9 protein-coding genes and 1 tRNA gene are annotated in these 13673 nt (G+C 55.5%); 7 read left to right on the forward strand and 3 right to left on the reverse strand.

The window, feature by feature from the left end:
- Positions 1 to 4: 4 nt before the first annotated feature.
- A complete protein-coding gene (locus FYZ48_RS16365) occupies positions 5 to 1477 on the reverse strand; it encodes an NAD(P)/FAD-dependent oxidoreductase (protein WP_149342215.1) in 1473 nt (490 codons plus the stop codon).
- A gap of 100 nt (positions 1478 to 1577) precedes the next feature.
- Between FYZ48_RS16365 and FYZ48_RS16370 the strand changes: the two genes are divergently transcribed.
- From FYZ48_RS16370 to FYZ48_RS16390, 5 genes are all read left to right on the forward strand, one after another.
- Positions 1578 to 3161 (forward strand): aldehyde dehydrogenase (NADP(+)), encoded by a 1584-nt coding sequence (locus FYZ48_RS16370; protein ID WP_149342217.1) that lies wholly within the window; start codon positions 1578 to 1580, stop codon positions 3159 to 3161.
- 275 nt (positions 3162 to 3436) lie between these two features.
- Positions 3437 to 3509 (forward strand) — tRNA-Lys (locus FYZ48_RS16375).
- Between the two features lie 164 nt (positions 3510 to 3673).
- Positions 3674 to 5167, forward strand: coding sequence for a protein kinase domain-containing protein (locus tag FYZ48_RS16380; RefSeq protein ID WP_149342219.1), 1494 nt, complete (start codon positions 3674 to 3676; stop codon positions 5165 to 5167).
- A gap of 238 nt (positions 5168 to 5405) precedes the next feature.
- Positions 5406 to 5987: an ECF-type sigma factor gene (locus FYZ48_RS16385; RefSeq protein WP_149342221.1), complete on the forward strand. Its 582-nt coding sequence runs from the start codon at positions 5406 to 5408 to the stop codon at positions 5985 to 5987.
- Between the two features lie 305 nt (positions 5988 to 6292).
- On the forward strand, positions 6293 to 9031 hold the full coding sequence (locus FYZ48_RS16390; RefSeq protein ID WP_149342223.1) for a protein kinase domain-containing protein: 2739 nt from the start codon (positions 6293 to 6295) through the stop codon (positions 9029 to 9031).
- A 76-nt stretch (positions 9032 to 9107) separates the two neighbouring features.
- On the opposite strand, the gene FYZ48_RS16395 is transcribed toward FYZ48_RS16390, so the two are convergent.
- Positions 9108 to 9602, reverse strand: a complete 495-nt coding sequence (locus FYZ48_RS16395) for a hypothetical protein (protein WP_149342226.1) — start codon at positions 9600 to 9602, stop codon at positions 9108 to 9110.
- A 253-nt stretch (positions 9603 to 9855) separates the two neighbouring features.
- On the opposite strand from FYZ48_RS16395, the gene FYZ48_RS16400 reads away from it, so the two are divergent.
- On the forward strand, positions 9856 to 10155 hold the full coding sequence (locus FYZ48_RS16400; protein WP_149342228.1) for a hypothetical protein: 300 nt from the start codon (positions 9856 to 9858) through the stop codon (positions 10153 to 10155).
- A 196-nt stretch (positions 10156 to 10351) separates the two neighbouring features.
- Here FYZ48_RS16400 and FYZ48_RS16405 read toward each other — a convergent pair whose 3' ends face one another.
- Entirely contained in the window at positions 10352 to 11395 is a 1044-nt protein-coding gene (locus tag FYZ48_RS16405; protein WP_149342231.1) for a DUF1559 domain-containing protein, read from the reverse strand.
- 603 nt (positions 11396 to 11998) lie between these two features.
- Between FYZ48_RS16405 and FYZ48_RS16410 the strand changes: the two genes are divergently transcribed.
- On the forward strand, positions 11999 to 13624 hold the full coding sequence (locus tag FYZ48_RS16410; RefSeq protein WP_149342233.1) for a sialidase family protein: 1626 nt from the start codon (positions 11999 to 12001) through the stop codon (positions 13622 to 13624).
- The last annotated feature ends 49 nt before the right edge of the window (positions 13625 to 13673 follow it).

Here is a 13673-nt window from a genome sequence, read left to right on the forward strand (position 1 = left end):
TTACTCACCGCGGTTCCGCTTCCGGGGCCGCGGTGTAGTAATACATGTGGGGCACCGCGGGTTCAAACAGCCCGACCCGATCCCAAGGCGCGAGCAGTTCACTCGCAGTCTGCAGCCAGTCATTCTGGTGGTCTGCGGAAAGATCGTCCCGAGAAACGAGCTCATACCAGTCGGCAACCGCCTGTCGAAAACGTTCATCGTCGGCACAGAGGAGCCAGGGCCGCTGCTGTTCGTGAAAGCGGCGGTGCTCATAGCTCGTCGCGGCGGCAAAATAGAAGAGCGTACTCAGCCAAAACCGTTCGAAATCGTGCCGACTGCGATAACAACAGGCGACCAGTGTATCGATCAGCGAGCGCTCGGTCTGCAGTGAGTGCGAGTACTCGGCCAGTTGCTCGGTTTGCGTCCCCTGCCCTGTATGCTGTTCCAGGATGGTAACGAGCCGCTCAATACCACACAGCGTGTGGGCAATCCCCGTACTGTGCAGCGGATCGATGAAACCGGCCGTGTGAGGCAGCAGCGCCCAGTCCGGCCCGGCACACTCTTTCCAACCCCGCTGCAGGCGGCCGGTCGTCTGCAGTCCGTCTTCCGGAGCGACGCAATCTGCAGTAACGAACTGTGCTTTAATCGAGAGATAACGGTCCAGCAGTGTTTCCCAGGTGTGATGGTCCACTTCTCCGTCGAAGACGAAACCGGCGCTGGTGATGCCGTTATTGAATCGCAGCTGCCACATCCAGCCTTCATCGAATACATGATGCAGGGCGCTGTGATCGCAGTTGAAGGGATAATCGTCCCGCGAGATACCCTGCCCATCCAGGGTGGTCTGCCAGGGAGCGACATTTTGGAAATGCCCGAAGATCGCTGACGAGTGGGTTTTGAATTCGGTTTCTGCTTCGATGCCCAACGTGCGGGCAACGATACCCGCGGCCCCGGTGGCGTCGATCAGAAAGTTCGCCCGGAGATCGATACGTTCGCCGAATCGGGTTCCCTGGATCTGCCAGCCCGGGGCGTTGTGCTGAAATTCAACTTCGGTCTGATCGCGATAGACAATGCCGGACGCTTCCACCTGCCGGGCGAACCAGTGATCGACGTCGGCCCGGTACCAGTGTGTGTCGGCAAGGGTGTCACTGAGGTTGGCGGTCACCAGCAGTTCGCTGCCGTGCGCGGGCTGTGTCTGAAAGGGCTGATGCGGCGCGTGGGCAAAGTAACTGAAGCCCCGCTTGATGCCGCAGCCGATGTCGGGATGGACCTGCTGCCAGCTCCCATACTTGCAAAATGGCTCAAATTGTGGAAGATCGTACTGTGCAGCCAGTGACTGGAGCAGATAGCCGGCGGCGGGCGTAGAGGATTCCCCAATCGTGAATCGGGGATGCGTGCCGCGGTCGATCAGGGCGACGGAGAGGCCGATACGATCGAGCAACAGGGCCGTCAGACTGCCGCCGAAACCGGCTCCCAGGATCACCACATCAAATTGCTGCATCAGAGCGGACTGCCTCTGCTCAAATCGAAAGACAAACGAAAACACACGCTTCACATACTAACTGATTGCCCCGCAAATAGCAGGTTGAAAAGGATAGATCATGGAAACACAACCGGTTCTGATTAACGGCGAATGGACGACCTCGACAGGGACTCAGACGTTTCAGGGAGTGAACCCCGCGACCGGCGAAACGCTGGCCCCGCTGTTCCCCGTCAGCCCCTGGGACGAAATCGAATCTGCCATCATCGCAGCCGCTGAGGCATCCAAGGCGATGCGTGGCTGGCCGGGCGAACGGTTTGCCGCGTTCCTGGAAGCGTACGCGAATGAAATCGAAGCCCGCGCCGACGCCCTGGTCGACGCTGCCCACGCAGAGACCGGCTATCCCGAATCACCGCGGCTGCGTGACGGCGAGCTGCCGCGGACAACGAATCAGCTGCGTCAGGCCGCCAACCATGCCCGCGAAGGTTCCTGGGCACAGCCGACCATCGACACCGCAACCGGCATCAGTTCGATGTTCGGCCCGATTGGTCCCGTGACCGTGTTTGGTCCGAACAACTTCCCGTTTGCGTTCAACAGTATCGCCGGGGGTGACTTCGCCGCCGCGGTTGCCGCAGGGAACCCGGTGATCGCCAAGGGACATTCGTCGCACCCGGAAACCACGCGCATCTTCGGTGAAGCCGCCGACGCTGCTGCCAAAGCGACTGACATGCCTGCTGGTTTCGTGCAGCTGATCTACCGGACGAGCCACTCAGACGGCTGCAGACTCGTGTCGCACCCGCTGATGGGTGCCATCGGTTATACCGGCGGACGGAGTGCGGGGCTGACCATCAAGGAAGCGGCCGACAAGGCGGGCAAGCCGGTTTACCTGGAACTCTCCAGCATCAACCCGATCTTCATTCTGCCAGGTGCCCTGGACGAGCGAAGTGCGGAGATCGCAGAGGAATTCAAAGGGAGCTGCCTGATGGGGACCGGTCAGTTCTGTACGAACCCGGGTCTGGTGGTCCTCAAAGGAGGCGAGGCTGCGGAGACCTTCATCGATCAGGTCAAACAGCAGTTCGAAGCGGCCGCGGCCGGCGTGCTGCTGAGCGAAGGAGTGCAGCGTGGCTTCCTGTCCGGTATTACCGCGATTCAGGAAGCAGGGGCGACACTCGTCACCGGTGGGACTTCCACCGAAGGCGACGGGTTCTCCTGTGCGAATACACTGCTGCGGGTCTCGGGGAGTGCCTTCCTGAAAGATCCCGAAGCTTTACAGGCCGAGGCGTTCGGCAACAGTTCGCTGTTTGTCGTCGCGGAGAGCGATGAAGAACTGGCCCAGATCGCCGAGTGCCTGGAGGGGAACCTGACCGGATGCATTTACAGTCAGACCACGGGCGAGGATGACGGGCTGTACGATCTGGTCGCCCCGGCCCTGCGTCAGAAGGTGGGCCGACTGCTGAACGACAAGATGCCCACCGGCGTAGCCGTCAGCCCGGCGATGAATCATGGCGGCCCCTTCCCTTCGACGGGACATCCGGTCTTCACGTCGGTCGGAATTCCGGCAGCGATCCACCGGTTCTCGATGCTGCAGTGCTACGATAACGTCCGCCCCGGGCGATTGCCGGCGGCTCTGCAGCCAAAGAATTCGAACCCGGCCCAGTGGCGTTATATTGATGGAATGTACACACAGGGTGATTACGGAGCGTAGTCAGAGGATGAAACGGGCCGTGGACTGCGGCCGTGCAGTCACTTTAAAAACGTTCAGAGGCGGGAATAAGCGAACCTGTCAGGGAGCAGAGGCGTCTGAACGACTAAGGGTTGAGAAAATATGAATTTAGAGAGATTTTTTTTGCCCGTAACGTTGTGAAGTGATTGTGGTTGTTGCTATTATCCTGACTCAGTCATCAAACGGCCTGTCGAGCAGCGGACACCAACCACGCCGCAATAAATGCTCCGGCCGATCAAAATACAGTGAGATCAAATGAGGGCGTAGCTCAGTTGGTAGAGCAACGGACTTTTAATCCGTAGGTCCAGGGTTCGAATCCCTGCGCCCTCATTCTTAAGAGCCTTAAGCTTCTATAGCTTAAGGCTTTTTTGTTTTACGGCCTGCTTGTTTCATTTGACTTCGCTGGTTATGACGAGTGTTAAAGGTATTCCTGTTAAACTGGAGTGCCTGCGTTCGTGTCGCGTCTTTGAGTCTGAAGTGTCAGGGGAGATTGAATGAACTCCGTACAAAACTGTGTCGTTGGTTCACAGGTTCGACCATTTCAATTGAGCGCAGTTACCCCTGACCTGCAACACGCGCAGATCCAGTTCGCAGATTACCAGGGACGCTGGCTGGCGTTGCTCTTCTATCCGCATGACTTCTCATTTGTCTGCCCCACCGAACTCACCGGATTCAGCGCTGAGAAACCGCAGTTTGATCAACTCAACTGCGCACTCTTGGGGGTGAGTATCGACCCCCTTGAGACTCACTCGCAGTGGCTGAAAACTCCTGCGAACGATGGAGGTGTCGAAGGACTCCGCTTTCCCCTGGCCTCTGATCCCCAGGGCGCGCTTTGCCAGTATTTTGGTGTCTGGCGGGAGGCCGACGGCCTGCCCAATCGCGGATTGTTTCTGATTGACCCGGAAGGGATCCTGCGCTTCGCTGCTAGTTATGACTTGAGTGTGGGTCGAAATGTTCAAGACGTCCTGCGTATCTTAGACGCCTTACAGTCCGGAGGACTCTGTCCGGCGAACTGGAAACGTGCCGATGGTGTGCTGGATACGACGTCGCTTTTGAAGTCGGGCCGGGTTCTCGGTCATTATCGCATCGTACGCGAGCTGGGGCGAGGTGCCTTCGGGCAGGTTTTCGCAGCCGAAGACTTGCGTCTCGCACGTAAAGTCGCGCTCAAAGTGATCGTGAAACAGGATGATCAGACTGAAAAACAACTTCTGCGGGAGGCTCGGTCGGCAGCCGGCATTCATCACCCGAATGTCTGCACGATTTATTCTGTGGATACGATTGACACCATCCCGACCATTGTCATGGAGTATATTGATGGTGGCTCACTCGCAGATCTGATAAACAGCGGATTCGATCGACGTCAATTCCGCAGGATCGCGGAGCAGATTGCTTTGGGACTGGCTGCTGCTCACGAAAAAGGTATCGTGCACGGAGACCTGAAGCCGGCCAATATTCTGCTGCGCGGAGGAGACGAACCGGTGATTGTCGACTTCGGGCTGGCTCGTTCTTTTCGTCATCAGGAGGTCGTCACCAGAGCCGGCTCCGATACCGGACCGCAGTTTACGGTCACGACGAAGACAGATGTCGCTACGGAACCAGAAGCAGCAGAGCTGGATTTAGAGGAAACCGTAGTGCTCAATTCCAATCCCGTCGATGCTGCCACCGTCTCGGCAGCCGACTCCAACGGCATCTCTGGCACCCCGGCTTACATGTCTCCCGAACAGGCCCGCGGCGCTCGCTTGAGTGCCGCCAGCGACATCTTCTCCCTGGGATTAATTCTCGTCGAGATGCTGTGTGGTGAATCACTAATGCGCGACATGTCGGCACTGGAAATCATCTCTGCTTTATGGAGACCGGATTTCGTCGAGTCTCTGACCAAGAAGATCCCCCCTGAGTTCCGCAGCGAGCTGATTGATCTGTTGGCGATGGAGCCTGACAAACGCCCCAGTGCGAAAGAAGTGAGTAGGAGGATGCTGGATTCGAATTGATCGCGGTGCGTAGTCTGTTACTTTCTTGTGAGCAGTCAGCTAATCTGCCCGGTAACAGAGCGATCAGAAATCCGATCGGTTAAGACTTTCCATGTGATGTGTGATGCCATACAGGCTATGATTATTACTGAAGATCGTTGCAATTGACTCGTCTTGCGTCAGCTCTTACACCCGTACGCAATTGAATTTCTGATACTCAGGTGTGGCAAGTCAGCACTGAAAGGGTAGAATTATCTGCATGACCGAATTCACAGAGATTCTACAAGCCATCGATTCTGGCAATCCTGAAGCCGCTGACCGGTTACTGCCGCTCGTTTACAATGAGTTGCGGATGCTCGCAGCCACGCACCTGGCAAACGAAAAGCCCGGTCAGACGTTGCAGCCGACTGCGCTCGTGCATGAGGCCTATGTGCGATTGATCGGCGGCGCAAATCCGGAACAATGGAATAGCCGAGGGCATTTCTTTGGGGCAGCCGCGGTGGCCATCCGCCGCATTCTCATCGATAAAGCCCGCCAGAAAGGGAGCCTGAAACGGGGTGGCAACTTTATCCGGCAGGAAATGCACGACGACCTTTCCCCCAGCCTGCCAGCCCCGCAGGAAGATTTGCTGGCGCTGGACGATGCCCTGAAACAACTCGCGTGCGAGCATCCCCAGGCGGCCGAACTGGTGCAACTACGCTATTTCGCTGGACTTACGCTTCCCGAGGCAGCAGAGACACTCGACATATCCGAACGCACCGCAGGGCGGCTCTGGTCCTTTGCCCGTGCCTGGTTACGGCGGGAAATTGAAAATCAGCTGACTTCCGAAAAAAATTCCTGAAAATCCTGGCCAGATTCGAACACGGATCTCGCACTAAGAATAGAGGTCAATGACGACAATACTCTATTCACGGGAGCCCCCCATGTTCATGGCGCATCTTCATTTGACTTCTGTTCCCGTCACCGGGGTTAACCATCATGCAGAATGGGACGCACGAACAAATCCTTGATGTGGACAGACTGTACAAATTATATTGAGTTGAAAGGTCGGACCGATTCGGATCGAAGTTCTGATCAAGGCGGTCCGTGGACGCTCGTAGAGAAAGGCCGCTGGATCCGATAACGACTGGCTGGGGAAACAAGAACATGAATGAACAATCCATCTTCCTGGCGGCACTGGAGATTGAGGATCTCCAGGAACGCGAGCAGTATCTACGGGATGTCTGTGGTGATGATGAGGCGCTACGGGAACAGGTAGAAGCCCTGTTCTCTGCCCACGAGCAATCGGGTGAATTCCTTGACTCTCCCGCACTCCAGCAAATGATGAAGGGCCAATCTTCGGACGCCACCACAGTCGATCTGCACGCGGCACAACGCGAAATCAACCTGTCGTTCCTGGAGCCCTCCGAGACTCCAGATTCGCTGGGGCGACTCGGGCGTTATGAAATTCGGGAAGTCATCGGCCGCGGTGGTTGCGGTATTGTGTTCAGGGCGTTTGACGACCAGTTGGAACGTATTGTTGCCATTAAGGTGATGGCTCCGGAACTGGCCACCACATCACCGGCCCGCAAGCGGTTTTTGCGGGAGGCCCGCGCCACCGCCATGATTCGCCATGAAAACGTCGTCAGTATCTATGACATTTATGGAGAGCCGCTCCCTTTTCTGGTCATGGAGTTCATCGACGGCGAAACCCTGCAGGCAATGATCGATCGGACCGGCCCGCTCGATGTTTCGGAAGTCCTGCGGATCGGACAGCAAATTGCCTGTGGTCTCGCCGCCGCACACGATAAGGGGCTCATTCATCGCGACATCAAACCGGCAAACATTCTGATCGACCGTGCCACAGGCCTCCTCAAGATCACGGACTTCGGCCTGGCACGTTCGGCTGATGATGCCAGTATGACGCAAAGCGGCGTCATTACGGGAACGCCACTCTACATGTCTCCCGAGCAGGCGCAGTCAAATTCGATTGACCATCGTTCCGATCTCTTCAGTCTGGGCAGCGTGCTGTATTACATGTGCTGTGGTCGCCCCCCGTTTCGTGCGGAATCCACCCTGGCCGTATTAAAGCGAGTGGTGGAAGACCAGCCACGTGCGATCACGGAAATTATTCCCGAGGTCCCTCCATGTCTCACGACACTCATCAGCCGATTACATGCCAAGACGCCTGAGAAACGCCTTGCTTCGATCCATGAAGTACACGACGAACTCGAACGGTGCGCAAAGGGTAAACCCAGACAAATTGTCAGCAGAAACCCGATCCGCTCTGGCAAGCGACGCGGGACGATCGCGGTCGCCGTTCTGCTGGTAGTGCTCATGGGACTCGGCATCATCACATTCCAAGGCAGCTTTAGCCGGATGTTCTCGGCCGATGAACCACTCGCGGTGAAACCTGCGGCCCCCGCTTTGAAACCGACAGAAGAAACTTACCAGCCCCGTTACGCAAATGATCCCCCTCGTGATTACGATTCCTTCGCCACCGGAACATGGGAGCCATTGTTGTCTACCCGGGAAGACTTTGATCTCCACATGGCCGCGCTCGCAGGAACCGATTACGCTTCAAAAGCAAAATTCAGCGAGGGCACAATCGATTGTGACTCCGCCTACGTTCGATTTCCCGACATGCAAGCAAAGAATTTCATCTTGCGGACACGTGTCAAAAATGCCGGAGGAAAAAGACATGTGAATCTGCGTGTCTTACATGGAGATACCAGTTACGTCGTCTTCTGGAACAGCAGAAATAAAGATCTCAAGTATTTTGGCATCGGCGCTGCACCAGCGAGCGGGTGGCGGGATTTGCGGACTGGCTACTATCCCGACGAACTCCCGGAATTCATCGAGTTTACCCTGGCTTCAATTAACAACAGATTCATCGTCTACATCCAAGGCCGGATGTTTCTGGACGTGAATCTGCTCAACCAGGATGACAAAAAAATGATGGTGGGATTTGGCGGTACCGGATCACGGGGAATCTTCAAGGACATCGAGTTCATGCGGCTTCCGGACAACGCGAAATGGGCTGTCCCGAAAACTGATGATCCGGAGTTGCGTGCTGCTTACAGTGCCCTGTCGAAGCGAGGAAGACTTCGAGTTAACAACACAGACCAGTTGATTACGAGAATAGCAAATCTACCCCCTTCCCCATTTTCGATCACTTCTGTGTCCTTCATCAATCATGATCACTTAATCGATTCCGACCTGGACGAATTCGACAACTGTCAGAATATCGAAGTACTGCAACTGCACAATTTAGCGCAGATCACGGGAGCAGGCCTTTCCCATTTTCGGAACTGTCGCAATCTGCGTGTCCTCGATGTGAATGTGAGCCCCAAAGTCGGTTCCGGCCTGGAGACCTTTTCCGAGTGCAAGAACCTCGAAGAGATACAACTCTGGCAAGTCCCGGTGACACTGGAGCAATTCCGCCCACTGGCCGATAAACCGTTCAAGCTCATGAACATGGGAGGAACCCCCATCAATGACGAATGGCTGCCGCATCTCAATCTCGATCGCCTGGAAAACATCGCGTTCAGTTTCACCAAAGTCAGCGATCCAGGAGTGGACCACCTGGCACAAAACGCCCCCAATCTGAAACTCCTGGGATTGAAAAGCACACCAATCACCGACGCAGCCTTAACCCGGATCAGCGAGTTAAAGCATCTCGAAGGACTGGGATTAGACCAGACCGCCATCACTGACGAGGGATTGAAATTCCTCAAGCAGTGTTCGAGCCTGAAACAATTGGATCTCACGAAGACAAAAGTGACGCCAGAGGGTGTCAAAGAACTGAAAAAAAGTCTGCCCGGTTGCAAAATCCTCTGGGATGGGGGCACCCTTGAACCAGTCGATAAGGAGGGCGGAGATAAGGTTACTGCTCCTATACCTTAATTGAGAGTAGTCAAGCAGCTGGTGGCGTTTCTGGATTCGAACAATCCCTACCCCGGATGCCCAGCCGGGCGTTGATTCAGACCCCGTGAACCCAATCGAGGTAGCGACGTGCGAGCAACCAGAGAATGATGAGCAGGATAGTGGCGATCGTGCAGGCGATTCCTCGCCTGTTGACGGTAAAGATCATTATCCCGATCAGAACTGCGGGCCCAAACAGTGCGAAGCCTTCAATGAGGCGTGAACCTGCCGTGCATAAATGGATGTATCTCCCACCGATTTTCAATGCGAGATACATAAAATACAGGGTCGCCAGAATTCGCGTCAACTTATCGTAATTAGTCTGAAGCCCCATGAATCGGGCTGCGGAGAGAAGTCCGATACAAACCGCAGCCAGGCAGGCAGCCTGACTCAACAATGAAAGTAATTCGCCGTTGCCGTGCAACCACCAGTACTGACGACCGGTGATTGCCACAAGCATCCCTGCCCCCAGCAACAATACAGCCGTAATGGCGCCTGGCAGCCATCCTCTGCCTGTATTCGTTCCAGTGTCAGCGGGGGATGTTATCGACATGGATCAGTCGCCGGCTTGCTGATTGAGTTAGTGGTCAACTGAATAATTACATTTAATATTATAGACCTGAGAGAATTATTATCTTGTCTAAAAAATCTGCGTAGAATTAGATCTTCGTGAGGATTATCAATCGGCCAGATCCATTGAACTCTTCTGGGGATACCAATCAGGCAGTAGTTGAAGAATCTACTTTCGTTCTGCTTCGCTTCAGGTAAACTGAAGTTATTGCCTCCCTGCTGACTGAGGTTGTTTTATGCCAGAAAAAAAGAAGGCCAGGCTCCTGCGGTCGATCTCGTATTTCGTGCTGCTGTTGATTGTGATCTATGTGTTGAGCATCGGTCCGGCGTATGCATTTCTGCTGCCGAGATCGGCCGGTGTCGAGTCGCGGAATTCCGATCTGTTGCATTCCTTTTATCATCCGGTCTGGTGGAGCTTTACCAAAGTCTCTCATGAGGTTACGAATCTCCCCTACTTCCTGCTCGTCAGCTACATCAGGGTCTGGCACGGCATGGTCCCCGAATCGCTGACTTATTCCGATCCGATCTGGGATTAGCCTCTTTTCTGCACTGATGCCTTCGGGAATCTGTTCTGGTTAGAATCTCTCCAGGCGGGCGGACACGTGGGTACCGCCCCTACGGTTCTGTTGAGCGAGCTGATGATTGTGCTCTCCGACAACGAAAACAGCCTTCAGCAGGAGGTCCGCTGAAGACTGTGGTTCTCTAAGTTGGCAAGTGAGTTGCTGTTGAGGCTTAATACTCGCCGACGACTTCGCCGTCTTTGGGGTTGCAGAGGCGGCGGATGATGTGGACGTCGATGTTTTCCGACAGGAAGTGGACGCTGCCGTCACCCAGCAGAGCGTGACAACCGCCGACATGGGCACTGAAGGGTTCATCGTTGGGTCCGCAGTTATTGGTGGCCCAGGGACAACCTGAGGGGCCGTTAATCGGCGAACTGTTGTTGTTGATGATGTTCTTGCGATTTCCGGCCGTCATGTTGGGAGGACCGGACACGCCACTGCCGTTATCGGGGTCAGCCCAGCGGTTGGGAGCACCGTAAGGTCCACCAAAGGTTCCGGGGACCACGTCGGCCGTGGCGAACAACTGAGTTGTATCCAGACCGGTTGCACCGTTGACGATTTTCTGAGTCTGGTTGTAGTGTCCGGCGGTCTGGGTCGGACGGTTACCGTCTTCGATCACCAGAATAGTGTTACTCAACCCGTCGATGGAAGTCGTGATGGGATTGTAGGGTCCCAGGGCACCACAGCGGTCCGCATTTAAGGCACCGCTGCCACTCGGGTTTCGCAATCCGGTGGTCGGGTCGAGGTCGGTGTAGGCAATCGGCATGTAGTCGGTGATTCCATAGCCGAGGGAGTCGACCTGAGTCAGCGAACTGGAAGGACAGACATAGACCGGCAGCTTCGTCTTACACAACGGGGCATTGACGGCGTTGGTGTAGTGGTAGTTGAAGTTCCACTTCTGAGCCAGCGGTGCCTGGTCGGTGTAAGGCAGAATTGCGACGTGCATCGACACCGGCATCATGCGACGGGTAACGGCGCGTTCGTCGGTGTATTCACCTGATGTGGGGAAACGGGTATAGCTTGACTCGTAGTTTGCGATCGCGAGACCGATCTGCTTCAAATTATTTTTGCACTGTGAACGACGGGCGGCTTCCCGTGCCTGCTGAACGGCGGGGAGTAACAGTGCGATCAGAATAGCGATAATGGCAATTACCACCAGCAATTCAATCAACGTAAAACCTCTGTGGCTGACGCGCAGCCCGGACTGTGAACGCATAATCTTCCTTTCATTGGATGTAAAACCACCGCCCTCAATTAAAACGAATCGTCCAAGGGCAGATAAAACCTACGGCGTGTATAGACCGTGGGCGTCCAGGTGGCGGGTAGCAATGGCCGATGACATACGTATGGCGGGTGATCGAGGACCAGGTAGTCCCATGGCGGGCAGCTAAAGCCGAAAATGTACGGATGGCGGGTGAAACGTTATTGGGCGTACCAGCGGCGGGTGGCAAGGACGGAAGGTGTCCAGGTGGCGGAAGCGAGTACCTTTTGGCGGGAAATTGAAAAGCCGGAGTCGCGGATTGATGATCTACGATTTCCGAATTTTTCCCCATTGTACGAGTCGAAATGAAGTCTTAATGTGCAATATATGAATATTGCGTGAAGCCCAGGTAAGGAATGAGGGCGTTTGAAATCCCCATGAAATCGTGTTGTAAACAACGTGCAGGAGACGACTTCGTGGAAACTCGGGCCACGTAACAGTACCATGGACCTATGTTGCCTCAGGTGTTGGAGGACCTGTTTGATGTTGGAATTTGATAAATAACTTCCTGATTTCTTCCCAGGCGACATGATTTTACATTTTCGAAAGGTTGCCACCATGAGACTTTCCCTGACGCTCACCTGCCTCTTATTGTTGATGGTCTGCAGTTCTCTGCCTGCGGAATCGAAGGACACTCCCGTCGACACTGGCGAGTTGCTGAAGGATTTCGTTCATCCGCCGGTTAATTTCCATCCGGGTGCGGAATCGAATTCGGAGGCACGTAAATATCAGGGAATCCCCACGATTGAACGCACGCCCGGCGGTCGCCTGTGGGCGGGCTGGTATGCCGGACCGATTCATGAAGACCGCTTCAACTATGTGATGGCGGCGACCAGCGACGATGATGGCAAAACCTGGAGCGATTTGAAATTCGTAATCAACCCCGACGGCGATGGGCCTCGTCGGGCTTCGGATCCCTGTTTCTGGCTGGATCCCTCGGGCAAGTTGTGGCTGTTCTGGTGGATGAACGGGGGCGATCTGAACGTGACGATGTCGATCACGACCGAGAACCCCGATGCGGAGAACCCCACCTGGACCAAACCGCGGGCGTTGTTCCCCGGGGTGATGATCAATAAGCCGATCGTGACGAAGAATGGGGAGTGGCTCATGCCGGCTGCGATCTGGCACCAGGATGACAGCGATCGCGTTATGGTCTCGAAGGATCGGGGACGCACCTGGGCCCTGCGGGGTGCCGCCAACGTTCCCAAGGACCGCCGGAACTGCGATGAACCGATGCTTGTCGAACGGAAGGATGGCTCTTTGTGGTTACTGGTTCGCACCGCTGGTCACGGGATTGGCGAAGCGGTCTCCACCGATGGCGGTCGTACCTGGACCGAGGTGAAAGATCATCTGCAGCAGACAACGTCCCGCTTTCATATCCAGCGACTGGCATCTGGTAATCTGTTATTGATCAAGCACAACGGAATTGATGAACGGGCTCGCGGGCGGAATCATCTGACTGCTTATCTCTCGGATGATGACGGTAAGTCATGGAAAGGTGGATTGCTGCTGGATGCGCGGGATACGGTTTCGTACCCGGATGCCACCCAGGGACCGGACGGTACGATCTACGTGATTTATGACTGGAACCGTGCGGACGAGAAACACATTCTGCTGACGACATTCACGGAAGCCGATGTGCTGGCCGGGAAGTATCAGAGTTCTGCGGCGCGTGAGCGGGTCCTCATCAACCACGCGACAGGCGTCAATCCGAAGCCTTGGAGGAAGAAACGCGTCACTTCGTTGAACAAGCATGAAAAGGCAACCGCCCTGCTTGAGGAGCCGGGTGCACAGTTGAAACCTGTGAAAGGCGAAATGCGCAACGTGAAGCTGGGTGAGGCGATCTTCAGCAACCGCAGCTATGCTTTTCACGACAAGTTGCCCCGTTTTCTGCAAGGCGGGCAGTTTGTCTTCAGTCCGATGGAGCAGACCGAAGTCGTCTGTACCTCACCGGGCGTGGTCTATGCCGTAACACCCCTGCCGGACCGTAACCAGGACAGCGTGACGGACGAATTACAAAAGCAGGGATTCGAACTGGCGGCGGTCCCTGAATTCGTGCTGTTCCTGATGCCGGGGGGACGCGAAATTCCCGGGAATGTCTGTTCGGTCTATCAACGCCGTGTCGCGGCAGGTGATCGGATCAAGTTCGGCAAATGGGGCGTCGTGATCACGAAACCGGAATGATCGTAGAGATCATAGTGCGAACCTGATCAGCCCCTGGCGGCCGGCGGGG

The sequence above is a fragment of the Gimesia chilikensis genome (genome assembly GCF_008329715.1).
Classification (GTDB): Bacteria; Planctomycetota; Planctomycetia; order Planctomycetales; family Planctomycetaceae; genus Gimesia; species Gimesia chilikensis.